The 24,333-nt window shown below is 44.3% G+C and carries 22 protein-coding genes and 1 pseudogene; 17 read left to right on the forward strand and 6 right to left on the reverse strand.

What is annotated here, in order from left to right:
- Positions 1-61: 61 nt before the first annotated feature.
- The 10 genes from HXY43_RS07965 (at position 62) to HXY43_RS08010 (ending at position 8,381) form a co-directional block, all read left to right on the forward strand.
- Positions 62-694: a HEAT repeat domain-containing protein gene (locus HXY43_RS07965; RefSeq protein ID WP_290881965.1), complete on the forward strand. Its 633-nt coding sequence runs from the start codon at positions 62-64 to the stop codon at positions 692-694.
- 699 nt (positions 695-1,393) lie between these two features.
- Positions 1,394-1,912, forward strand: a complete 519-nt coding sequence (locus HXY43_RS07970) for a phycocyanin subunit beta (protein ID WP_026736665.1) — start codon at positions 1,394-1,396, stop codon at positions 1,910-1,912.
- A gap of 84 nt (positions 1,913-1,996) precedes the next feature.
- Positions 1,997-2,485 carry a phycocyanin subunit alpha gene (gene cpcA, locus HXY43_RS07975; RefSeq protein WP_290881968.1) on the forward strand — a complete coding sequence of 163 codons (489 nt, stop codon included), beginning with the start codon at positions 1,997-1,999 and terminating at the stop codon, positions 2,483-2,485.
- Between the two features lie 152 nt (positions 2,486-2,637).
- Positions 2,638-3,504 (forward strand): phycobilisome linker polypeptide, encoded by an 867-nt coding sequence (locus HXY43_RS07980; protein WP_290881971.1) that lies wholly within the window; start codon positions 2,638-2,640, stop codon positions 3,502-3,504.
- Positions 3,505-3,684: 180 nt separating this feature from the next.
- Positions 3,685-3,927, forward strand: coding sequence for a phycobilisome linker polypeptide (locus tag HXY43_RS07985; protein WP_026736668.1), 243 nt, complete (start codon positions 3,685-3,687; stop codon positions 3,925-3,927).
- A gap of 22 nt (positions 3,928-3,949) precedes the next feature.
- Positions 3,950-4,780, forward strand: coding sequence for a HEAT repeat domain-containing protein (locus HXY43_RS07990; RefSeq protein WP_290881975.1), 831 nt, complete (start codon positions 3,950-3,952; stop codon positions 4,778-4,780).
- 92 nt (positions 4,781-4,872) lie between these two features.
- Positions 4,873-5,496, forward strand: coding sequence for a HEAT repeat domain-containing protein (locus HXY43_RS07995; RefSeq protein WP_290881978.1), 624 nt, complete (start codon positions 4,873-4,875; stop codon positions 5,494-5,496).
- A 107-nt stretch (positions 5,497-5,603) separates the two neighbouring features.
- Complete coding sequence (locus tag HXY43_RS08000) at positions 5,604-6,443, forward strand: phycobilisome rod-core linker polypeptide (RefSeq protein ID WP_290881981.1); 840 nt, start codon at positions 5,604-5,606, stop codon at positions 6,441-6,443.
- 86 nt (positions 6,444-6,529) lie between these two features.
- Entirely contained in the window at positions 6,530-7,273 is a 744-nt protein-coding gene (locus HXY43_RS08005) for a phycobilisome rod-core linker polypeptide (RefSeq protein ID WP_290882039.1), read from the forward strand.
- A 340-nt stretch (positions 7,274-7,613) separates the two neighbouring features.
- Positions 7,614-8,381 (forward strand): phycobilisome rod-core linker polypeptide, encoded by a 768-nt coding sequence (locus HXY43_RS08010; protein WP_026736674.1) that lies wholly within the window; start codon positions 7,614-7,616, stop codon positions 8,379-8,381.
- A 335-nt stretch (positions 8,382-8,716) separates the two neighbouring features.
- Here HXY43_RS08010 and HXY43_RS08015 read toward each other — a convergent pair whose 3' ends face one another.
- The 3 genes from HXY43_RS08015 to HXY43_RS08025 form a co-directional block, all read right to left on the reverse strand.
- Complete coding sequence (locus HXY43_RS08015; RefSeq protein ID WP_026736675.1) at positions 8,717-9,451, reverse strand: pentapeptide repeat-containing protein; 735 nt, start codon at positions 9,449-9,451, stop codon at positions 8,717-8,719.
- 10 nt (positions 9,452-9,461) lie between these two features.
- Positions 9,462-10,103 carry a hypothetical protein gene (locus HXY43_RS08020; protein ID WP_290881987.1) on the reverse strand — a complete coding sequence of 214 codons (642 nt, stop codon included), beginning with the start codon at positions 10,101-10,103 and terminating at the stop codon, positions 9,462-9,464.
- A gap of 115 nt (positions 10,104-10,218) precedes the next feature.
- Entirely contained in the window at positions 10,219-11,526 is a 1,308-nt protein-coding gene (locus HXY43_RS08025; RefSeq protein ID WP_290881989.1) for an aminopeptidase P N-terminal domain-containing protein, read from the reverse strand.
- 381 nt (positions 11,527-11,907) lie between these two features.
- Here HXY43_RS08025 and HXY43_RS08030 point away from each other — a divergent pair, with 381 nt between their 5' ends.
- Together HXY43_RS08030 and HXY43_RS08035 are read left to right on the forward strand one after the other, a co-directional pair.
- Positions 11,908-13,128, forward strand: a complete 1,221-nt coding sequence (locus tag HXY43_RS08030) for a VCBS repeat-containing protein (protein ID WP_290881992.1) — start codon at positions 11,908-11,910, stop codon at positions 13,126-13,128.
- A gap of 691 nt (positions 13,129-13,819) precedes the next feature.
- Positions 13,820-15,025, forward strand: a complete 1,206-nt coding sequence (locus HXY43_RS08035; protein ID WP_290881993.1) for a VCBS repeat-containing protein — start codon at positions 13,820-13,822, stop codon at positions 15,023-15,025.
- Between the two features lie 126 nt (positions 15,026-15,151).
- Here HXY43_RS08035 and HXY43_RS08040 read toward each other — a convergent pair whose 3' ends face one another.
- Positions 15,152-15,583 (reverse strand): hypothetical protein, encoded by a 432-nt coding sequence (locus HXY43_RS08040; protein ID WP_290881995.1) that lies wholly within the window; start codon positions 15,581-15,583, stop codon positions 15,152-15,154.
- 374 nt (positions 15,584-15,957) lie between these two features.
- Between HXY43_RS08040 and HXY43_RS08045 the strand changes: the two genes are divergently transcribed.
- From HXY43_RS08045 to HXY43_RS08055, 3 genes and pseudogenes are all read left to right on the forward strand, one after another.
- Positions 15,958-16,575, forward strand: coding sequence for a hypothetical protein (locus tag HXY43_RS08045; protein ID WP_290881998.1), 618 nt, complete (start codon positions 15,958-15,960; stop codon positions 16,573-16,575).
- Positions 16,576-16,713: 138 nt separating this feature from the next.
- Positions 16,714-17,187 (forward strand): annotated as a pseudogene (locus HXY43_RS08050) (DUF1802 family protein); the annotation flags it as partial.
- Between the two features lie 475 nt (positions 17,188-17,662).
- Positions 17,663-17,914 carry a hypothetical protein gene (locus HXY43_RS08055; protein WP_290882000.1) on the forward strand — a complete coding sequence of 84 codons (252 nt, stop codon included), beginning with the start codon at positions 17,663-17,665 and terminating at the stop codon, positions 17,912-17,914.
- Between the two features lie 146 nt (positions 17,915-18,060).
- Here HXY43_RS08055 and HXY43_RS08060 read toward each other — a convergent pair whose 3' ends face one another.
- Positions 18,061-19,986, reverse strand: a complete 1,926-nt coding sequence (locus tag HXY43_RS08060; protein ID WP_290882002.1) for a gamma-glutamyltransferase family protein — start codon at positions 19,984-19,986, stop codon at positions 18,061-18,063.
- A gap of 588 nt (positions 19,987-20,574) precedes the next feature.
- On the opposite strand from HXY43_RS08060, the gene HXY43_RS08065 reads away from it, so the two are divergent.
- Complete coding sequence (locus HXY43_RS08065) at positions 20,575-20,877, forward strand: RNA-binding protein (protein WP_290882004.1); 303 nt, start codon at positions 20,575-20,577, stop codon at positions 20,875-20,877.
- Between the two features lie 185 nt (positions 20,878-21,062).
- Here the strand turns inward: HXY43_RS08065 and ileS are convergent, their stop codons facing one another.
- Positions 21,063-23,960 carry an isoleucine--tRNA ligase gene (gene ileS / locus HXY43_RS08070; RefSeq protein WP_290882007.1) on the reverse strand — a complete coding sequence of 966 codons (2,898 nt, stop codon included), beginning with the start codon at positions 23,958-23,960 and terminating at the stop codon, positions 21,063-21,065.
- A gap of 6 nt (positions 23,961-23,966) precedes the next feature.
- Here ileS and HXY43_RS08075 point away from each other — a divergent pair, with 6 nt between their 5' ends.
- On the forward strand, positions 23,967-24,116 hold the full coding sequence (locus tag HXY43_RS08075) for a hypothetical protein (protein ID WP_290882010.1): 150 nt from the start codon (positions 23,967-23,969) through the stop codon (positions 24,114-24,116).
- The last annotated feature ends 217 nt before the right edge of the window (positions 24,117-24,333 follow it).

Below are 24,333 nucleotides of genomic sequence, written 5' to 3' on the forward strand. Positions count from 1 at the left end.
CTAACCACTAACTACTAACCACTAACCTAGTCATTTTTGATGTCTGCAATCCTTAACAATCATGAATAAACTGAAATTTACAGATAGCGAGCAACTAGTTTCGCAATTAAACCGCAGCTCATCGCCAACAGATGCGATATCTGCAATTGCGGCCATATCTGCTAGTGAAATTACGGAAACAGCAGCAATTTCTGCCCTCATCCAAGCTTTAAGCTATCATCATGCTGCTGTAGCTACGGCAGCAGTTGAAGCGTTGGTAAAGTTAGCACCTGCAACCGTAGAAGCACTAATTACTGCCTACCGCAGTTCTACCGATCAGGGCTTGCAAGCCTATATAATTCAAGCTTTAGCCCAAATTGGCGATGACCGAGCATTTGATGTGTTAGCAGAAGTTGTTGGTACAGCAGTAGCCAATCACTGTCAGGGAAACGTCCGGCGCATTGCTGCACGCGGACTGGGAAAGATTGGCATTACTACTGACAACCCAGAAACGATCCACCATGCTATTGAAAAATTGACTTGGGCGTTACTCACTCCAGAAGATTGGGGACTACGTTACGCGGCTGCTGTTTCTTTGCAAGAAATTGCCACACCAGAAGCTAAAGCAGCCTTGCAGGTGGGGCTTAATCAAGAAGCAGATAAAGTTGTGCGATCGCGCATCTCAACATCTGTAGAAAAAAATTTGTCACATTAACTACAGACTGGAAATAAAAAAATCAGCAGGATGAGAGGAATTTATTTTTCTGCCCACCCCTTCCTCTCCTCCTGCTTGTTCTGCTTTCAAAACTTAATCAGTCTCCACAATACTTCCCCCTCTCCCACTCTCCCGCTAAGGCGATAAATTTCTGCAACTAGCGGCAATATTTAGATTTTTTTTGTTACAAAGTCTTAACATACAGTGGTTGATCGATCAAAGTCATGTTGAACTTGAATAGATTGTTATATATGGGTTTGATGAAAAATTAAAAAAATCTAAACAAAGAAAAGTTGCGTCAGATTTTGCTTTTTTGTTAAGTTAAGTTACAAAAAAAACAGCCCGATCTCAGTTATAGCCCTTGCATGTAAAGGTTTTGAGGCTTTTCTTATTGGTATATCTCATTTATTCATAATTTGTAACAGATAATGCCCCTGTAGCGTTGTATAAACATAAGCTGGAGGGGTTAAATAACAGGTAAAACTTAAAGGTGGCAATCAATTCATAAAGTTTGCCAGTTTCTCATAAAATCACCCCAGTTTCTCATTTTTCTTGTTAAATTTTTTGAACAAGGAAAATGAACAACAATATAGAGAAACACTCTCGTTCAATGTCTGTTATTAACCGCATCCAATTTGATAAAACAATAGCCAGTTTTAATCAAGACAGCACTCAACTAAGGAATTAGGAGAATATTCCATGTTAGACGCATTTGCCAAGGTGGTTTCTCAAGCTGACTCCAGAGGCGAATTTCTGAGCAACGAGCAACTCGATGCTTTGAGCAATATGGTAAAAGACGGCAACAAGCGCCTGGATGTTGTAAACCGCATCACCAGCAATGCTTCCACCATAGTTACCAACGCTGCTCGTGCTTTGTTTGAAGAACAGCCCCAGTTGATTTCTCCTGGTGGTAACGCTTACACCAACCGTCGCATGGCTGCTTGCCTCCGCGATATGGAAATCATCTTGCGCTATGTTACCTACGCTATCCTCGCAGGTGATGCCAGCGTTCTCGATGACCGTTGCTTAAATGGCTTGCGCGAAACCTACCAAGCTCTGGGTACTCCTGGTTCTTCCGTGGCAGTTGGCGTTCAGAAAATGAAAGAAGCTGCGGTTAATATTGCTAACGACCCCAACGGTATCACCAAGGGAGATTGCAGTCAGTTAATGTCTGAAGTAGCTAGCTACTTCGATCGCGCTGCTGCCGCAGTTGCCTAATTTTAAGAACACAGCAAAAAAGCCCAGAACCTAAAAATAGGTATCTAGGCAAAAGTTTACGAAACGTAAAGGAGATCTTACACCATGAAAACACCCATTACCGAAGCAATCGCAGCTGCTGATACCCAAGGACGTTTTCTGAGCAACACCGAACTGCAAGCTGTTAACGGTCGTTTTCAGCGTGCTGCTGCTAGCATGGAAGCGGCTCGCGCTTTAACTTCCAACGCTCAGCGCTTGATTGATGGTGCAGCTCAAGCTGTATATCAAAAGTTCCCCTTCACCACCCAAATGAGCGGTCCTCAGTACGCTGCTGATTCTCGCGGTAAGTCCAAGTGCGCTCGTGACATCGGCCACTACCTGCGGATGGTAACCTACTGCCTAGTTGCCGGTGGCACCGGTCCAATGGATGAGTATCTAATTGCTGGTTTGGATGAAATCAACAGCGCTTTTGATTTGTCCCCCAGCTGGTACGTAGAAGCTTTGAAATACATCAAAGCTAATCATGGTTTGTCTGGTCAAGCTGCTAACGAAGCCAACACCTACATTGATTACGCAATCAACGCTCTGAGCTAGATAGCGCTCCGGCCCGGAGAGGGATGCAGCTGTATGGAATTACCTAGCAGTTGAATCTCGCTCCGGGCATAGTTTTATCTGGGGATTGATAAAAAATATTTATCAAACACGCAAAGGAATCTGAGCGTGTAAATAAATAGGGGGAAAGAAAAATGCCGATTACAGCAGCAGCATCCAGGTTGGGAACAGAAGCTTTTAGCAGCACTAATGCAGCTAAAGTTGAACTGCGTCCCAATGCCAGTAGAGATGAAGTAGAAGCAGTGATTCGCGCCGTATATAGGCAAGTTTTAGGCAATGACTACATCATGGCATCGGAACGCCTTGTCAGTGCCGAATCTCTACTGCGAGATGGGAACCTGACAGTGCGGGAGTTTGTACGTAGCGTTGCCAAGTCAGAGATCTACAAGAAGAAGTTTTTCTACAACAGCTTCCAAACCCGGTTTATTGAACTCAACTACAAGCATTTGTTGGGTCGTGCTCCTTACGATGAGTCTGAGGTGATTTTTCACCTAGATTTATACCAGAACCAAGGGTACGATACTGAAATTGACTCCTACATAGATTCAATTGAATACCTGAATAACTTCGGCGACAATATAGTCCCTTATTATCGCGGTTTTGAAATTCAAACCGGACAAAAAACTGCCGCCTTTACGCGGATGTTCCGCTTGTATCGGGGCTATGCCAATAGCGATCGCGCCCAGGTAGAAGGCACTAAAACCCGGCTCGCCCGCGAACTAGCAACCAATAGCACTTCCTCAATTGTCGGCCCATCAGGTAGTAATCCTAACTGGAGTTACCGTGCAAGTGCGGATGTGACTCCCAAAAAGAATATGGGAAATGCTGTAGGAGAGAGCGATCGCGTTTATCGCATCGAAGTCACCGCACAGCGCAACCCTGGCTTCCCCAGCGTCCGTCGTAGCAGCTATGCGGTCGTTGTACCCTATGAGCGCCTTTTGGACAAAATGGAGCAAATTAAACGCCAAGGTGGCAGAATCGTCAGCATCACACCAGCGTAACAAAGTGAAGAGTTAGGAGTGGGGGTTATGAGTTAAGAGTTATGAGTCATGAGTTATGAGTTATGGGTTGAAGAAAATATAAATTCAAAACTCCATAATTCTTAACTCCTAACTCTTAACTTCTAGCTCCTAGCTCCTAACAACTGCCTAAAAGCTAAATTTACAGGAGAGGTTAAAAGGATGTTCGGTCAAACCACAGTTGGTGCTAATGGCATTTCCAGTGCAAACAGCCGGATGTTTCGCTATGAAGTCGTAGGCTTGCGGCAAAACGAAGAAAACGATAAGAATAATTACGACATCCGCAACAGTGGCAGCGTATTTATCACCGTGCCATACAACCGCATGAACGAAGAAATGCAGCGGATTACTCGTATGGGCGGTAGAATCGTCAAAATTGAACCTTTAGTCTCTGCGGGCGAGTAAGCTGCTAGTTAACGCTTTGGTGATGATAGAACCGAGTGCGGAAGAATATTTACAAGAAAACGCGCCGCCACTGACAAAAGAGCAGGCGATCGCTAACCTGCAATCTCCAGATTTAAGTCTCCGCTATTATGCCGCTTGGTGGTTGGGTAAGTTTCGTGTCCGCGATCGGGCTGTTGTCGATGCCTTGATTGTGGCGTTAGAGGATGAAGCTGACACAACCGAAATGGGAGGCTATCCTCTACGCCGCAATGCCGCCAGAGCATTAGGGAAATTGGGTGACACTCGCGCTGTACCAGGCTTGATCCAATGCTTGGAATGCTCTGATTTCTATGTGCGTGAGGCAGCTGCCCAGTCCTTAGCAATGCTGGGAGACATAACAGCAGCCCCGGCATTAATGCAATTGCTGGGTGGGGGTGTAGCAGCTGCGGTGACAGTACCGGGACGCCCACACTTAACCCAGCCCTACGAAGCGGTGTTAGAAGCCTTAGGAGCTATTGGTGCTACTGAGGCTGTTTCCCTAATAGAACCCTTCCTTGAGCATCCAGTACCACGAGTGCAGTGTGCAGCCGCAAGAGCAATGTACCAACTCACACAAGACACCTCCTATGGAGAACGTTTAGTGAAAGTGTTGGACAGCAGCGATTTAAAATTGCGCCGCGTTGCTTTAGGGGACTTAGGTGCTATAGGGTATTTGCCAGCAGCAGATGCGATCGCCAATGCCAAGGTTGAAAATAGTTTTAAACTGATTGCCCTCAAAGGGCTGCTAGAACATCAACTTCAACAAGAGTTAGATGTTTCCTCCTTTGGTGAGGATGCCCTTCGGGTAATGAACTTAATGGATTCACTGTTGTAGTGATTGGTTAGTGGTTAGTGGTTGGTGGTTACTAACTAACTACTAACTACTAACTACTAACTACTAACTACTAACTACTAACTCTTGACCTAATGACCAACACCCAACAATTAATTCGTGACGTTGCACAAGCAGACTCACCAGCGCAAATGGTAGCAGCAGTACAAAAATTGGCAGCTGCAAAAGATGAGGCGGCAATTGGGACGTTAATTGCTGTGTTTGGTTATAACAATCCAGCCGCAGCAGTGGCAGCAGTCGCCGGATTGACGCAGTTAGGAGAAGTAGCTGTACCACAGCTGCTAGCACAGATTGATGATTATAACTATGGTGCAAGAGCTTACTCGATTCGTGCCTTGGCTGCGATCGCCGATCCTCGCGCCCTAGATGTGTTGCTAGCATCAGCTGCTACTGACTTTGCCCCTAGCGTTCGTCGTGCCGCAGCCAAAGGATTGGGAAACTTGCGCTTTTCAAAACTAGATATCACAGAACGCCAAAAAGCGCAAGCAAAAGCATTGGAAACCCTAATGTTCATTTCCCGAGATGCGGACTGGTCAATTCGTTATGCTGCTGTCGTTGGTTTGCAAGCCTTGGCGAGAATAGCTGAACTGCAACAGCCAATCCAGGCGAAATTTGCAGAAATACTAGCTACTGATGCTGAAAACGCTATCCGTGCTCGCGTGCATCTAGCTCAAAGACAAGTATTGGTTAGTAGTTAGTAGTTAGTAGTTAGTAGTTAGTAGTTAGTAGTTATTGGACCACTATCCACTATCCACTATCCACTAACCAGTCTCTGCGAAACCCTAAAAAAGGTAAGAAGTTAAAGATGGCCATACCATTACTTCAATCTACTCCAACCACGCAAAATCAGCGTGTCGAAGGCTACGAAGTACCTAGCGAAGACACACCGACAATTTATCGCTTGGCCGATGCTACCTCAGATGCGGATATTGACGCCATCATTTGGGCAGCATATCGGCAAATATTTAGCGAACACCTCATTTTAGAAAAATATCGTCAACCCTTCCTAGAATCACAATTACGCAATCGGGCAATCAACGTCCGGGATTTTATTCGGGGATTGGGCAAATCTGACGTTTACCGCGACGAAGTAGCAGAAACCAACTCGAACTACCGTTTAGTAGACATTAGCTTTAAGCGGTTTTTGGGACGCGCTACCTACGGTAAAGACGAGCAAATTTCCTGGTCGATCGTGATTGCGACCAAAGGATTACATGGCTTTATTGATGCTCTGGTAGACTCAGATGAGTACCGCCAGAACTTTGGCGATGACATTGTACCCTTCCAGCGTCGCCGCTTTAAAGATCGACCCTTTAACTTGGTTAACCCTCGCTACACCGATTACTGGCGCGGTCGTTTGATGGAAACATACTTGGGAGGCCGTTCCTTCTATCAAGTTGTACGCACAGGACAAGCAGTACAGCGAGGAGTTCGTCAAGCAATTCCAGCCAACTTTCTGTCAATGGCTGCGAGTGTAACACCAGGCGGGGCAGAATATCAACGTTCGAGCGATCGCGCTAGAAATATTGCTTCTAGTATACAGATTCCTGACACAACCCGCGAATCTGCAACCCCGCCCCCAACCGTGAAACCTGTACAAGTTGCATTGCCTTATCGTTACATTCCTGGTAACAAAACAACCTAAATAGTCATTAGTCAATAGTCATTAGTCATTAGTTATTAGTAAAAAACAAATGACAAATGACAAATAACAAAGGACAGATATTAACAATGTCAATACCTCTATTGCAATATAAACCGAGTTCCCAGAACCAGCGTGTTCCTGGTTACGAAGTACCTAACGAAGATACTCCCAGAATCTATCGCTTAGAAGCTTCCCCAACTGAGAGCGAAATCAAAGAATTAATTTGGGCTGGGTATCGGCAAGTATTCAGCGAACACGAAAACCTGCAATTTTATCGCCAAAAAAATTTAGAATCCCAGTTAAAGAACCGGGCAATTACCACACGCGATTTTATTCGTGGTTTAGCAAAATCAGAAGCATTCCGTCGCCTAGTTGTAGAGACAAACTCTAACTACCGCGTCGTGGAACTTTGCCTCAAACGGTTTTTAGGTCGTGCACCTTACAACAAAGACGAAGAAATTGCTTGGTCAATTACAATTGCTACCAAAGGTTTTAGTGGCTTTGTTGATGCTTTGATAGACTCTGAAGAGTATCAAACCAACTTTGGTGATAATACTGTTCCCTACCAACGCCGTCGCTTTAAAGATAGACCCTTTAATTTGGTAACACCTCGTTACGGTAATTACTGGCGCGATAAACAAGAAACTGAGCGCTACAAGTGGGGTGATATTAATAACTTCTTGGATATGGCGAAGTCCATTGAAATTAAGACAGTTTCCTACACCCCTGTTAGTACTGCTAACATCCAAATTCCCGATACAACACGGGAGGCAAAACCGCAGGGTATTCCTGTTTCTATCAGTCCGAGCGCGAGTTTTCCTGTGCGTTAAGCTGTAGATAGTGGTTAATAACCAACAACTAACAACTAACAACTAACAACCAAAAATTAAGAGTGGGTCTGCTAAATCCAAACATTAGTTCACGCAGTTTAGAAGGTTTCAAGATTTATTTGCTTGGTAATTTCTAGAGCGATCGCAGCTGTAGTAGTTGGACTCTCTGGAATCGTCACTTTCTTGCTTGTACTAAATTGGTTCGTAAATACTTCTGCCTTCTAACCAAATGCGGGAAAATTAAGTAAAGAATGAAAGAGGATTGTAATCATCAAGCCTCCTTCAGTTTTCAAGAGCTAGCTCTTTTTAATTTGTTGATAATTAAAGGGGAAAATCGCAAATGGCACTGCCATTACTTGAATACAAACCTAGCAGTCAAAATCATCGGGTAAAAAGCTTTGGAGTAGCTGACCGGAATGAAGATACACCGTATATTTACCGCCTAGAAGATGTCAGCTCTTTCACTGACATGCAAAACGTCATTTGGGCGGCTTATCGTCAAGTTTTCAGCGAACATGAGATTCTCAAGTTCAATCGCCAGCAGCACATCGAATCTCAGCTGAAAAATGGCTCACTGACTGTACGGGACTTCATCCGTGGTTTAGCAAAATCTGAAGCCTTCTACCGGTTGGTTGTCTCGGTTAACAACAATTACCGTCTCGTAGACATCTGTCTGAAGCGCTTTTTAGGTCGTTCTGCTTACAACAAAGAAGAAGAAATCGCTTGGTCAATTGTCATTGGTACCAAAGGTTTTGGCGGCTTTGTTGATGCCCTCATCGACAGCGATGAATACACCGAGGCATTTGGCGACAACACCGTACCTTACCAGCGCAAGCGCTTAGTAGATCGTCCCTACAATTTGGTAACTCCTCGCTATGGCGAAGACTTCCAAGAAAGTGCTGGCACTGTTACAACTGACTGGCGCTTTACTGTGGAAAAATTCTACAGCCGCAAATCCCAAGAACGGCGGCTGGCAGAAGGCGATCCGCGTAAATACGCTGACATGGCAGCTGCAATTGATGCCAAAGGCAACTACGCTCAAAACATTCGTGCGGCCGATCTGGATTACATGAGCTTAGTGCCTAATCGTGGTGGTAGCAGACGCTAAAATTACGACTCAGATTGCCTAAATCTAAACAACTAAATTTGATACTGGGTCTTGTTTCCATGCTGATGCGGTGTTAGCAAAGCATTGCGTGAGGTGGAGATAAGACCCAGTAATTTGTTGGTAGTTGTTTGTTGTTTGATACCAGACATAGTTCGCGCGGGAAACTTTTGCACTAAAACTCCGCGCCCCTCTGCGTTACCTTTGCTACCTGGTGCGTTTCAAATCGCTATGCTTGTACGCAAAGCTGTACTTAGTGTCTTTGTGCCTTTGTGGTGAAAAAATAATTTTTGAAACACCAAGTCACTAAGACACAAAGAGGAAAGTAGTCTTCGGTATCAAGATTTAGGCATAATTGTCTCCTGGAGATTCGCACCGCTAAGGTTAGCTCCTCTCAGATTCGCGCCGCTGAGGTTAGCCCCTCTAAGATTAGCCCCTGCCAAGTTCGCTCCTGTAAGGTTAGTCCATCTTAAGTCAGCTTTGCTCAACTCAGCCTCCACAAGGTTAGCCCGCAACAAGTATGCACAACTGAGATGAGCATTACTAAGATTAGCTTTGTACAGATCAGTTTTGTAAAGGTAAGCTCCGATCATTTCCGCGTCGTACAGATTGGCTTTGCTGAGATCAGCTGCAATCAAGTTAGCTTCGATGAGATTGGCAAAACAGAGGTTAGTGCGGTGAAGCTTTGCTGCACCTAAATCAGCACCTCTCAAGTTAGCACTTCTCAAGTCAGCCCCAATGAGGTTAGCATCAGCGATCGCCGCGTCTTTGAGATTCGCCTCACTCAAGTCAGCACCGATCAAATTAGCATGACTCAGATCTGCCCGTGTCAGTTTAGCACCGCTCAAGTTAGCAAGACTGAAGTTAACTACGCTCAGGTTAGCTTCAATGAGGATTGCTCTGTGGAGGTTAGCACCTCTGAGGTCAGCACCGCTGAGGTTCGCGCCTTTGAGGTTATCCCCACAGAGGTTGGCGGTGCTGAGGTCTGGTTCTATCTGGGGATTTTTACTTCTCCACTCAATCCATGTGAGCGCACCTGCTCTTAGTAAAGCCAGATGCTCTTGATTTGCCATTTGCTTTCCTTTATTCCTGACGCTTACTCTGAGGATTGATCCGACCAGCTACACTTTCAATCGCTGTCCGTGCTCCCGCTGCTCCTGCCAGAATATCCCGTTCTTGTCCACCTAAGTAAAGCCGTCCAAAGCTTCCTACAGCTTGGACTTCAAGAATGTTAATCGCCGCCGCTTTTTCAGCTTCATTCGCAGCCAGTGCAGCATAAGCAGCAGGCTCAACTTCTAATACATACAGTGTTTGTCCTGCTAATAGTAGCTGTCCCCGACGCGTACGATTGATTAGTTGTGCTTGGTAAGCATCAATGTTGCGGATAATCTGGCTAGAAACGACACGCGGTTTGAGACATTCCTCTTTTTTGACTCCTATCATTGCCAAAATAGCTTGACCAGCGGCTCGCGTTTCACCTTGGGAGCCTGAATGCACTTCCAATAGACCGTACAATCGTTCTACTACCTGTACTCCAGGACGTACAGAAGCAGCTTTAAGCGCTACGTCCGTAATCCGATTAATTTCGATCCCAGGAGAGATTTCAATCCACAGCGATGTATCCCCTGGTAATGGCAAGAAACCTTGAGCTACCGTTCCTATATATGCTGCGTGTTGAGGTTGCAAGCTGTCGAGAAATACGAAACTGCGTAGTTCTATTCCCAAGGGTTTGCACTCCAGTCATGAGGGTAAAAGTTATTTATCGCAATATTTGTCTATGTAACTTTACACTACCATATGACTAGAACACCTGGGTGGGCAGCATTACCCACCCAGATGTTTATCTTTCCACGTCTTCTACTTCCTTGGGAACGCCAGCAGTTAACACTTCATGTCCTGTGGGTGTTACTAAAACATCATCTTCAATGCGGATACCAATACCAATCCAACGTTGAGCAATTTCTGGTTGGTCTTCTGCTAGTTTAGTACCCGGCACTATGTAAAGTCCCGGTTCTACTGTTAGCACTTGACCCGGTTGTAAAACTTGCGGGTTGTCGCCGTGTTGGTAAACTCCCACGTCATGCACATCCAAGCCTAGCCAATGGCCAGTACGGTGCATGTAAACTGGCTTGTATTTCTCTTCTTCTATTAATTTGTCTATTTCGCCTTTGAGAATACCAAGTTCTACCAAGCCTTCTGTAAGGACGCGTACGGCGGTATCGTGAACTAAATTATAAGGATTGCCTGGTTGCACTTGGGCGATCGCTTGTTTTTGTGCTTCTAAAACAATCTCGTACAGCGCTTTTTGTTCGGAGGTAAACTTACCCCCTACCGGAAATGTGCGCGTAATATCCGAGTTGTAATAATCATAGGCACAGCCAGCATCAATCAGCAGTAACTCGTTATCTTGCATCTGGCGATTATTCTCTATGTAGTGCAGCACGCAGGCGTTTGCACCAGAGGCAATAATTGAAGGATAGGCAGGCCCCATTGCACCACGCTTGCGGAAAATGTGTTCAATTTCCGCCTGCACTTCGTACTCGTAACGTCCCGGTGCAGTAAATTTCATCGCGTGGTTGTGTGCTTCCACCGCGATGTCAGCAGCTTTGTGCATCAACTCTAGTTCTGCATCACTTTTGATAAGTCGCATACTGTGAAGGATGGGGCCAGTATCTTCAATGGCAATCGGCCCTGTACCCCGTTTCGGATAAGTCCGCATCAAGCGTTGCCAATGGTCGAGGATTTTTTCGTTGAAAGTGCGATCGCGCCCCAAGCGATAATAGATCCGGTCTGCCTTTTCCAAATACTGAGGCAATTTTTCATCTAGTTCCGTAATCGGGTAAGCTTCATCCGCCCCATACACTTCTTTCGCTGCTTCTACTCCACAGCGATAACCACTCCAAACTTCCTGTTCCCGATCCTTGGGTTGCACAAACAGCACAAACTGATGTTCTGGGTGATGAGGCGATAGAACCGCTACTGCTTGCGGTTCGTTAAAGCCAGTTAAATAAAAGAAATCACTATCTTGGCGAAAAGTGTATTCCACATCGTTGTGCATTACTGCCATTGGGGCACTACGAAAGATCGCAGTACCATTACCAATCTTTGACATCAATGCTTTCCGACGCTGTTGATATTCTTTGTGCATAATTTTTTACTGTTTTTTATTACCTATTTTATACTTTCTGTATTAGGTGCCTTAAAAGTCATTTAAGGCGTAAAATCACTCAGATTATTTTAGTACAAGTTTCTTATTCAACTTTGGCAATCCATATAAAAGCTGTTGAAAAAATATGAGTGTTTGTTTATCTAACAAATTGATTGAAGCAAAAATAATTAAGACTGCAAAATGTTATTAGATCGCACTTGATTTTTCCTAAAAAATAGCTAGATAAACCTATTTTTTGTAAGGGAAGCATAACAAATATTAAAAAAATCTTAAGAAGATAAATATGTTATTAATTAACACTTGAATCCACAATAAAAAAACAGTTAAAAGGTTTATGACCACTTGTCATAAACACACGCCATGTTGGATTCTATTTCTACTCGTAGTAGTGCAATCCAATCAGCTCCAATCTCAACAACAGAGAACAGTGCCAGCAAGACTGATTTAAGTACTCCGTCTTACTATGGGCGTTCTTCAGGAGCAGATTCTGCGGTTGCAATTCCTGTTCCTGGTTTGGAAAATCCAAATCCCATCTTCAACAGTGCAGCTATTTCGCCAGATTTCGATGGTGATGGTAAAGATGATAAATTCTGGCGTAACTCTCAAACTGGTGAAGTCGCCATTTGGTTCATGAACGGTAGAGAAGTTCGCTCTAGTGATTTTGTGAAGAATGCTGATGGTAGCAACCGAACAATGGGTGCAGACTGGGATTTTAGGATTGCCGATTTCAACGGTGATAACAAAACTGACGTACTCTGGCGCAATAAATCAACAGGTGAAAACGTCGTTTGGCTGATGGATGGCACAACAATCGCCTCTGAGGCTTCATTGGCGCAATTAGGCCCGGAGTGGACAGCTAGTATTGCAGATTTCAATGGAGATAAAAAAACTGACGTCCTTTGGCGGAACACGAACACAGGAGAGAACTCTGTTTGGCTGATGGATGGCACAACAGTTACCACTCCAGTTTCTCTAGAAACTACCGATACCAACTGGACAGCCAACATCGTTGATTTCAACGGCGACGCCAAGACAGACATCTTGTGGCGCAATCAAGCAACAGGTGAAAATACCTTATGGACAATGGATGGCACAAACGCTACCGCGTCTGCTTTGCCGACACTTGGTTCTGAATGGGAAGCTACATTTGGCGATTTTGACCTCAATTACCAAACTGACGTACTCTGGCGCAATAAAACAACGGGTGAGAACAAAGTTTGGCTAATCAATGGTGGAAATGTCGGTACTGAAGCTGTTCTACCTACACTTGAGGGTGCAGGTTGGAAACCACTGATTGGTGACTTTGACGGCAATGGCAAGACCGATATCTTGTGGTCTAACCAGGAAACTGGTCAGAACAAGGTATGGCTAATGGATGGCGCAAATGTTGTCAGTGAAACTGAAAAGAATGCACCTAGCGCTTCCTGGAAATCCAGTATAGCTGATGTAGATGGCGATGGTAGAACCGACATCTTCTCGCGCAATTACGAAACAGGTGAAAACGCCATTGTGACGATTGATAGTACCGATCCTCAGCCTTCAACTCTACCAACACTTGGTAAAGAATGGTACACTTTCTAGAAGATGACAATAAAGCTAATCGGCGACAACTGTACCTTCATGTGTAGATAAACCTTATTTGTTGTCAATTTGCTTGCCAATGTCGCACTCATTAACAGTAAGCGCTGAAACAAAAATCAAATCTGCCCAAGGATTTTCATTGATAGCGGGTAGTTGTTTAGAGGATGTCTGAGAAGTGTAAAATGTCATGCTGTAGGCGTAAGCCTTCCCGAAGGGTACGAAGCGCCAGCGTAGTGAAGCATCTCACAACTTAAAGCCAAATCGAGTTTGACTAGAGCGATCGCGCGATTTTGTGCATATACAAGTGCATCTACCACCCGCTTATTCCGTAAATAAACAGTTAGATATCAAGTTGCTTTCAAAGATGTCATTTTTAATTTGTAATTGAATGCAACTTGGTAATGCTATGCACATAAATCTGTATTTGTAGTGAGTGTTTAAAAATTCATTACAACTTTTTTACGTGCCCTTACATCTTAAAAAAGAGCAATTGTTAATCATCAACAACAGTTAAAAAAACACTATTTGTTAATATTTGACAAAAAAAATAATACAAAAAATGTAAAAGATTTATAGCAGTTCTAAATTGAGTTGACCAGAGATATTAGTAGGGACGCAATACCTTGCGCCCCTATTGTCTAATGGACGCAATCGAGAATTGCTATGTGAACACTGGTCATGAACAAACACTATGTCTGCCTCTAACAATTCCTTGAGTTTGTCTGTAGATACTAGTGCATCAAAATATGCTCAAATTGCTACAAATACTTTTGATGACAAGGTTGTCCCCAATACTAATTTCAGCCTTGGGCGTTCCTCAGAATCTATAGATGAAAAGCAGCCTTTAGCAGCTGCAAAAAACCCCAATCCTAATACCAGATTCAGCAATGCAGCAATTGTTGCTGATTTCAATGGCGACGGTAAAACTGATAAATTTTGGCGTAACCCGGAAACTGGTGAAACCACTGTTTGGTTGATGGATGGCACTAACCCCAATGCAGTTTCTCTGCCTGCTGTTGATGCATCCTGGGACTTTGCTTATGCTGATTTCAACCGTGATAGCAAAACCGATATCTTCTGGCGGAATAAAAACAGTGGTGAAACAGTCATTTGGCTGATGGATGGCACAAATATTGCCACTCAGGCTTCATTACAGACAATAAATCCATCCTGGACTTTTAGCATTGCAGATTTCAATGGCGATGGTAAGAGTGATATTTTTTGGCGCAATGCTCAAACTGGTGAGAATGCTACTTGGTTTATCAATGATACAACAGTTACGACTGCGGCATTTTTACCCTCAGCTGACGCAACTTGGAATTACAGCATTGTCGATTTTAATGGCGATGGCAAGAACGATGTTTTTTGGCGCAACAATATCACAGGTGAAAATAAAGTATGGTTTATGGATGGTACAAATGCGTCGGAATACGGTTTGGCAAAATTAGAAGGTACTTGGGATTTTAGCAGTGGTGATTTTAATGGCGATGGCAGGACTGATATCCTCTGGCGCAATGCTGAAACTGGTGAAAATAGCGTATGGCTAATGAATGGCATTTTCATCAGTGGAGGTTCTCTATCAAATATGGACTCTGCTTGGAAATCTTCTATTGGCGACTTCAACGGCGATGGTAGGACAGATGTCTTCTGGCACAACGAGAATACTGGTGAGAATACCGCTTGGTTGATGGATGGCACATCAATTGGTACTGCGGCTTTTCTACCTGCAACTGACTTAGCTTGGCAGCCTAGCATCGGCGATTTTAACGGTGATGGTAAAACAGATGTCTTCTGGCGCAACAACACAACCGGTGATGATGTTGTTTGGCTGATGGATGGCACCACTGCTAATAGTTTTTCTGCACCACAAGTTCCTGCTGGATGGTATGCTTACTAAAATTTTTTGGTGATGGAATATTTAGACTCACCTGAAGGGGGGATTGGGAATTGGGTGGGAATTATGAATTATGAATTATGAATGCTGAAAATTTCATAATTCATAATTCATACTTCATAATTCATATTACTTCCGAACTTGAGCACCAAACCCAGCTGCTTTAAACTGCTTCAGCTTTAAAGGAGTAGGCTGATTTGCTGGTACAGAAATTCTCAACTCAAAATCACTAATGCCTGGTGGTACTTCCGCAATTGAACCAAGACGGGTGCGGTTTTGCATAACTGGGTCATTATTAGCATCATAGATGCGTCCAAAAATATCTGCGTCGTAGACTATTTTATTAGTGGAATTTTCAGCTTTGCCGGTGACAAGAAAGCAATTAGCTGCCATCGTAGTGCCACTAGTAACAGCTCCTTTTGCGATTTCTGGTGGACACTGTTTGTAAGTTATGTCAGATAGTTTAATTTGTGTCAGCGCTACAGCGGGGGGAGTGAGCACCCACGATAATACCCCAAAAACGCAGGAAAAGAAAATAACCGTGACCGATCGCAACAGCATAAAAGACACCATCAATAAATAGAACAAGAGCTAACGTAAAACCCAGCTTATACTATTTTGGCTGTCAGGATTTGACTTATGAAGCTGACATATACTTTTTGAGGAATAGGGATTTTTCGTAATTTCTATGTTTTGGAAAATACATAATATTTACTGTATTTAGATTCACACCAATTTATATCATGTCCATCGAATTAACTAGATGATCGCAAGGGCAGTTTAGCTGATACATTCTCGTTGGGAGCTACGGATGAGCAATAAAACTTGCCCCTAGTGTACTGCTAAACCTCTTTGCGATTGTATAAACATTCAATTTTCAGTTTATACAAATTTTGTAATAATTAGAAAAATAGCCCTGCAATTGCTATTAACTTATGACACCAGATGAGATTGAAGTAGCCTTGCAAGCAGCGTTTAATCGCTGTGAAACAGCTAGCTGCCCTCTCACTGATATGCAGAAACAGATATTACTGCAAGTAGTTGAGCAAATTCAGAAAAACCCCAATGCTATAGTGTCTGATTGTAACAATCCCCTAGATGAATTGACATCGCAAGAGTTACAAGCATTTTTACGTTTTGTCAAAGCCCAAGAGGAAAAAAATTTTTCATGGAAAGTTAAGTTACTGAATGACTGGCTACAAGAAAATGACTCCAAAGAGGTACAATTTATTCGCGATCGCTACGGTTTGCAATGGCTCAATCGCATTCAGCCATATCATTTTAATCGGTTTTCTTTTGAGGACACATTAAAACTAAAGGTGGGCGATCGCATTGAAATCTGCAATGCGCTGTGGGAATGGGTACAAGACGATGGCCCGTGTACTCGTGAATGGTTTCCCTGCGTCGTCATTCAGGTAGATGAAGTTAAAAATAGCCATGATTCCTTTACTAACTGCATCATCCGCTTCAATAACGGCGCTGAATATGAAATTCAAGGCGTGTACGAATGGAATCGCTATTATTGGCGCTGGGCAAATGATGGTAAGCTGTGAGGCTTTTAATTTACCCATTTGGGTAGAGTGGGAGAGTGGGAGAGTGGGAGAAGGTAGACACGTTTTCTCTAAAGTGAAAAAGATGGAAATTATATGCGTGAAGCTTAAAAGGTTATTACTGGAGTTTAGACTAAGGCATACAAAGTTGCCCACGATCGGATTTTGCTCTACCCGACTTACGAACATCAACAGCCTTTTCTACTAAAACCTGAGTATGCCAATCTTGTTTATCCTGTGACACCAGGCTGGCGTCCAGAAAAAGTTCGCATTGGCAGTTGGGCAAAAATCACCGATATTTTTCCTGTCAATGACGAAGCAATAGTTAGCGCCTTGCTTCCGTTTCATATTTGGAACGAGCATTTTATTAGCGATCGCCTGAAATGGAAAGTGCGCCAACCATTGTATATTCTGTTGTTGCGGGCTTACAAACTATCCCAAGTTCAGGAAATTCCCTATCTTTCTGAATATGGAGGTTGTAAGTCATGGATTGATTTAGCTCAACCGATTGATATACGAGAAGCAGAACCAGTTTTATCGGATTCCACTTACTCTCAGTTAGTAACCGAAATTCGCGATATCGTCGGTGACAAGTTCTATGCGCCATGCGTCTGAAGCAGACAGAGTTCTTGCTGAATCAGCATTCAGAAGACTGAAGCTAGGAGTTGCATAAGTTATTTCCAGGCAGAATTTGCATCATCTTGAAAGTGCAGCTATATCTTTAAGCAGCGACAAGGGCTATTTCTCTTTCCAATTAACCTCGCTGCCCGCCTGTTTTAGGCGTCCATAGCATTTTCAAAACTAACAGATAATAAAATCACATAGCTTTATATAAAGCTATTATCAATAAATCGTAGTTGTTGATACACCCAAGTTTTTTTACAGCACTTAACATGATTTGAACATAGTTGTTTCGTTATTGCTACTTGTTTTCTATGAAGAAGTTTTGATTATTACTCAAACCTAGGAAAGAAGTATTTGATGTTACGCATCTATCTAAAATAAAGCAAAAGCTATCCCACTGGGGTGAAGTTGAGCTTGACAAAATTCTGCTATTATGCATCTAAAGCAAAACATAAAGGAGTTTGCCATGCATCGAAGAATGTGCTGGTTATCTGCATCTGGTGACAATGGGGAAAAGGTTTTGCATTTGCAAACTGCACCCAATGAACCGTGGCGTCCTTATACGACTTTTCGCCAATTTGCAGTGCCAGATTACAACATACCAGGCGGTTCTAAAGGCTGGGCAACTTACCAAAAACTTTTGAAAGCTGGTTGGACTTTAGTACCTACTGCACTAGCAAATGAGTTTTCTGCATCAGTCGCTCCAGTAGAGTTGTAATATCAGGTTTAGTTACATACTTATCATTGCGATTAATCTGGGAACGCGATCGTTTTTGAATGATGAGTAATGAGACAAACTTGATATGGAGTCAGAAATTATGTATCCCGAAAAACTTTGCCATTGATAACTTATAGTTCATAATTTTAAAAGCCTCTGGGAGAACCTTCGCCACGTGGATCGGCTGCTCCTTCTAAGGTTCCCTCTGGTGTAAGTGCGATCGCATTAATATTACCCCAAGGTTCGGTTTCTTGTTTAAACTTGTGCCCCCGGCGCTGTAACTCTACCAAAGTCAGAGCATCGAAAGCAAAAGGTTCTAGTCGCAATTCATCGGGAAGCCATTGATGATGGAAGCGGGGGACAGAAACGGCTGCACCAACATCCATCTTGTATTCCAGAACATTCAGGATGATTTGCAGCACTTGGGTGATGATAGTTCCACCACCAGGCGCACCCACTACCAGACGGAGGCGATTGTGTTCCGTGACAATTGTCGGAGTCATACTAGATAGGGGTGTTTTGCGTGGTGCGATCGCATTAGCTTCATTACCCACCAAACCAAAAGCATTCGGCACTCCCGGCGCAGCAACAAAATCATCCATTTCGTTGTTGAGTACAATTCCAGTTCCATCCGCAACAACGCCAGCTCCAAATCCCGTGTTAATAGTGAAGGTAAGACTTACAGCGTTGCGTTGTGCATCCACTACATTCAGATGACTGGTTTCTGTAGATTCGTGGCGAGGCGTGTAGAACCCCACCCCTAACCCCTCCCCGCTGGCGGGGAGGGGAAGAAGTGCTCCCTCTGTTTGCTTGCGTAGAGGAAAAACTACTCCCTCTGTGTGCTTGTGTAGAGACTTGCGTAGAGGAAAAACTACTCCCCCTCTCTGCTTGCGGAGAGGGGGCTGGGGGGTGAGGTTCTGCTGTAGCATCTTTATATCTGCTGGCTTCACTTCACTAGCAGCCCTAGCCCGATTCATATTAATTTCTGCACGGCGCAGTCGGGCGTAAGCGGGAGCGATCAGTTGTTGTACTGGTACTTTGATAAAATCAGGATCGCCTAAAAATTTTGAGCGATCGGCATAAGCAATTTTCATCGCTTCCACCATCAGGTGGATCGCATCTGGATGACGCCAACCCAAAGATTTTAAATTGGTTGTACCGATAATATTTAACATTTCTAATAGGTGAACGCCTCCCGATGAAGGAGGTGGCATTGAGCAAACTTTCGCTTGACGAAAATTGCCACACACAGGATTGCGCCAGATGGGTTTATATAACTTCAAGTCTGCCAAAGTAATTAAACCACCGTTTTTGGACATATCGGCAGCAATGGCACGGGCAATATTTCCAGTGTAGAAACTGCGCGGATTACGAGAAATTTCTGTTAAAGTCCGCGCTAGATCGCGCTGCACCAGTTTTTCTCCTGGTTGATATAAATCTCCCTGACGAGTGAAAATTGCTCGCGCTGCTGGGTTGCTAAGAATTACATCCCTGCGGTTTTCATACTCTGGTATGGAACGCCAAGTTACCTGAGAACTAAGGATAAAGCCATCTTTTGCCAGGGCGATCGCCGGTTTTACCACCTCTGGCCACGGCAGTTTACCATAACGACGATGAACTTCGTACAGTCCCGCCACTGTTCCTGGTGTCGCCACAGCCAAATAACCATTCACACTTGCATTCGGACGCACCTTGCCTTTAGCATCCAAATACATATTTTTTCTTGCTTTTAGAGGTGCGCGTTCACGAAAATCTAAGGCTTTAATTTCCCCTGTCTTTGAATCACGCAGCAGCAGAAAGCCTCCCCCACCAATTCCCGCAGAAAACGGTTCTACCACTGAAATGGCAAAAGTCGTCGCTACCGCTGCATCAACAGCATTACCACCCTTGCGTAACATTTGTAATCCTGCATCGCTAGCGAGAGGATGTGCAGACACCACCATTCCCTTTTTCGCGCGTAAGGGTAAGACAACGCTAGCAGATACCTGTTTTTGGTTACAAAATAGTAATGCAGAAACGCACAAATAAAAAACAAAACCTGAAAACCGCGTATATCGGTAAAACTTACGCATTGACTTTCTAATACTGTTTGATTAAATATGAGGCTTACGCAAGTATCACACAGATAGCGTGCAGCTAGAAACCTTGCATCTTGATTATTTTAGAGCAGGCGATCAGAGTAAAACTATGTGTAGGGGTTAGCCCTGTCAAGGTGGATAAAAAACGATCGTAAATCTTAGTAGAGAAGGCTATTTTCCTCTTTGTGTCTTAGTGTCTTAGTGTCTTAGTGTTTCAATCATTCTTTTTTCACCACCCTCCGGGTTCGCCAGTCCCCCATCTCGGCAGAAGCCAAGACGGGGGCTGGACTCACCAAGACACAAAGACACCAAGAAAAATCAATTTCCAAGACTCACACCATAGACGAAGATTAGAGATATCCCCCGTCCTTAGCTGTCAATTGCTAACATAACTTTTTATAACATTTTATAACAATTTTTAAAATTCCCTACTTGATAGTTAACTAATATGTCATCATGGAAGGTGAGAATTGATTCGGTGATGTGTTTGTTTTTGGTATTGACAGGCTTTTCCCTTTTGGTATTTACAGACTTGTCTCCGAAATCTAAATCTATACACTCTTGTGATTTTGGAGACAATTTATGTCAGTTTATGTAGGCAATCTCTCTTATGATGTTACGGAAGAGGCTCTGAATGCTGTTTTTGCAGAATATGGTTCTGTAAAGCGGGTTCAGCTGCCCACTGACCGTGAAACAGGTCGTCTGCGCGGCTTTGGTTTTGTCGAAATGAGTACAGACGCTGAAGAATCAGCTGCCATTGAAGCTCTTGATGGCGCTGAATGGATGGGTCGCGATCTCAAAGTAAATAAGGCTAAGCCCAGAGAAAACAGAGGTTCGTTTGGTGGTGGTAATCGCAGAAATAACAACTTCCGCGATCGCTACTAAAAAGAATATAGGCTTTTCTCTTTTAGCTCCTTTTTGCTGCTGGCACAAGCGGTCAGAATATTTCTGTCGCTTTATGCCTGCGTCAATGTAAGAGAGCAGGTGCTGTTTCTAGATCCATCAGTAAGAGCACTTAATTGAATCTAGTATAGGCTCAAGTAGAAATGCTTGAGCCTTTTCGATCAATATTAAAACTCTCCTGCTAATGCAGCAACGCACCGTTCGCAAATCAGGGGATGTTCGGCATTCTCTCCCACATGGGTGGAGTAATTCCAGCAGCGATCGCATTTTTGCCCCTCTGCTTCCAGTACACCAATTCCCCATGCATCTGCCTGCAAGTTATATTTTGAGCCTTGCAGTTTTTGTGGTGCATCCACAATTTCTACCTGGGAGGTGATGAACAAGTAGCGGAGTTCGTCTACACCGTTGCTGCTGCCCGTATCCAGTGATTTTATCGCCACACGTAACTGCTCATCAGCTACATAAAGTAAGATTTTCGCTTCTAGAGAAGAACCAATCATTTTTTCTACTCTAGCCTGTTCTAACACCTTATTGACATCAATGCGGATTTCTCGCAGTTGTTGCCAGAATGCTGCTAGTTCTGGATTATGCCACTTTTGGTCGAACTGCACCCAACCAGCTTCAAACACTGATTTATAAGGAGTTTTGTAGGGGAGATATTGCCAGATATCTTCTGCTAAGTGACATAACACAGGCGCGATCGCCTTCGCCAAATTTTCCAACGCATGCCAATACACTGTTTGACAACTGCGACGGCGTAAAGCATTAGCGTCACTGATATATAGCCTGTCTTTGGCGACATCCATATAAAAGTTGGATAAGTCCACCACGCAGAAATTCTGGACTGTTTGGAAAAAGCGGAAGAATTGGAAGCTGTCGAAAGCTGCTGTAACTTCCTGGAATACTTCCGTCATCCGGTGCAGCATGTATTGATCTAGCTGCGGCAATTGATCGTAGGGTATCGCGTCTTTTTCTGGGTCAAAATCGTGCAAGTTACCCAAGAGGTTTTTGGCGGTGTTGCGAAACTTATTGCGGATATCGACAAGTTGTTTGATGATATTGCCACCCAAACGCACATCGGAGGAATAATCTACCGACGACACCCACAACCGCAACACATCAGCGCCGTAAGCTGGTTCTTTTTTCTGGTCTTTCCCTCCCTCGATCACAATTGCTGGATCGACCACATTCCCCAACGACTTACTCATTTTCCGCCCTTGTTCATCTAGGACAAAGCCGTGTGTCAACACGGTTTTGTAGGGCGCAATGTCGTTAACCGCCACACTGGTAAGCAAACTCGACTGGAACCAGCCCCGATGTTGATCTGAACCTTCTAAGTACATATCCGCAGGGTAGCGCAATTCTGGACGCTGCTTGACCACAGCTGCCCAGGATGAGCCAGAATCAAACCACACATCCATCGTATCCGTACCTTTGCGGTAGGTGCGGCCGTTGTGGCGGTATTTCTCTGGTAACAACTCCGCTACGGGAAGTTCCCACCAAGCATCAGAACCTTTTTGGGCAATGATCGCTTGCACGTGGGCGATCGTTTCCTCATTCAGCAGTGGTTCCCCGCTGGCTTCGTCGTAGAATACAGGAATTGGCACACCCCAGCTGCGCTGGCGGGAGATACACCAATCTGAACGATCGGCAACCATCGGCGTAATTCTATTTTCACCTTGAGCCGGAATCCATTTGACAGTGGCGATCGCTTTTAGCGCTTGTTCTCGGAATCCTTCCACAGAAGCAAACCACTGTTCTGTCGCGCGGAAAATTGTTGGTTTCTTTGTCCGCCAATCGTAGGGGTACTTGTGAACGTAGGGTTCTTCTTTCAACAAGGAACCCGCCGCCGTTAGTGCATCAATTACCCCCTGATTACCATCACCAAGCACATTCAACCCAGCAAATTGTCCTGCCTCCTCAGTAAAGTTACCATTGTCATCCACTGGGGCGAGGATAGGCAGACCATAACGCTGACCAACCATGTAGTCTTCTTGACCGTGACCGGGGGCAGTGTGTACTAACCCAGTACCAGACTCAGTGGTAACGTAATCACCGCCAATCACAATCGGACTTTCGCGATCGTACAAGGGATGGCGGTAGGTAGAATGTTCTAAATCTTTCCCTTTGAATGTGGTTTTTACGGTTAATTGAGTTCCGAAAGTGGCTGAGAGGCGTTCCACCAAATCAGCAGCAACGATGAGGTAGCGGAACTTCACCCCCTCACTCCCTCTTTCTGGTTGCGGGGGATGGGATTCAACCTCAACAACCGCGTAGTTCAGTTCTGGGTTTAGTGCTACCGCCAAATTTCCGGGAATTGTCCAAGGTGTAGTCGTCCAGACTGCGACACCCAACTCCGGCAAAAATTCACCCAGTGCAGGTTTTACCGTCTCCGCTAAACTCATCACCTCAAAAGCAGTATAGATACTGCGGGAAGTGTGCCCTTCTGGATATTCCAACTCAGCTTCCGCCAGGGCGGTTTTAGAACTGGGACTCCAGTGAACTGGTTTCAAGCCGCGATAGATGTAACCTTTTAACACCATCTGCCCGAACACACCGATTTGTGCAGCTTCGTATTCCGGCGTTAGGGTCAAATATGGGTGTTCCCAATCTCCCCAAACACCGTAGCGCTTGAAACATTCGCGCTGTTCATTTACGGTTTTGAGGGCAAATTCTTTCGCTTTCTGTCGCAGTTGCAAAGGCGTCAAGTTTTGCCGTTCAGCAGATTTCATGTTCTGCAAAACTTTGAGTTCAATCGGCAATCCGTGACAGTCCCAGCCAGGTACGTAGCGAACTTTACGCCCGCGCAGCAATTGGTAGCGATTAATAATGTCTTTGAGAATTTTATTTAAAGCATGACCAATATGCAGAGAGCCGTTGGCGTAGGGTGGCCCGTCGTGCAGTATAAATAATTCACCTGGATTGTTTTCTGAGAGGCGATCGTAAATTTGATTCTCTTCCCAGAATTTTTGGATTTCGGGTTCACGCTTGCTGGCGTTGGCCCGCATATCAAATTTCGTCTTGGGTAAGTTTACAGTATCTTTGTAGCTTCCAGTTTCTGTCACAGCTTCATGCCTGAATTAGCAGCAAAGGATGTTCCAATAATTATAGAATCCATGCGTCCAGAACGGCTAAGTGGTACTCGACAAACCCACGATCGCCAATGCGATCGCTCAGCAGTCTATTTTATCTGCATCAATCTGATATCATGCGTATTTTAACTGTACGAAAAATAATTTTTCGCACTCTACTCAGTAATATCGAGTCTACGAATTTCACGGCAATACTTCCAAGTATCTGTTTTTCGCTAGACTAACAATTAAGTCACTCACACCTAATTGTTGCGATTATGGAAACAATAATCGTGGTCGGGCTTGTCATTGGTTTTGTGCTGCTGTTTCTGCCACGCTCAAAGTCATCATCGAAACCGAAAACCTG

Origin of the sequence: Fischerella sp. (genome assembly GCF_013388695.1) — a bacterium.
Lineage (GTDB): Bacteria > Cyanobacteriota > Cyanobacteriia > Cyanobacteriales > Nostocaceae > PCC9605.